We start from the raw sequence: 279 nt of genomic DNA, 5'->3' as shown, positions 1-279 counted from the left end.
GCGATGTTGCCGCCCGCCGCCGTCTTGAGCAGGTTGTACGAGATGTTGGCCGCGTCGATGTTGGGCAGCACCAGCAGGTTGGCGTTGCCCGTCAGCGTGCTGCGCGGCATGAGGGTCGCGCGCGCCTTGCCGTCCAGCGCCACGTCGCCGTGCATCTCGCCGTCGACTTCCAGCCAGGGCGCCTGCAGCCGCAGCAGCTCCAGCGTCTCGCGCATTTTCACGGCGCTGGGCTGGTGGCTGCTGCCGAAGTTCGAGTGCGAGAGCAGCGCCGCCTTGGGC

Annotated in this window: 1 protein-coding gene; it reads right to left on the bottom strand. The window is 69.5% G+C overall.

Translation table 11 applies throughout. The annotated features are described in order from the left end of the window. Positions 1-279: phosphate acyltransferase (locus B2J89_RS22165; RefSeq protein WP_256368873.1), on the bottom strand; the 279-nt coding region annotated here is incomplete at both ends.

It is taken from the genome of Acidovorax sp. SRB_24, from assembly GCF_012931925.1.
This window is presented reverse-complemented; position numbering and strand designations above follow the sequence as displayed.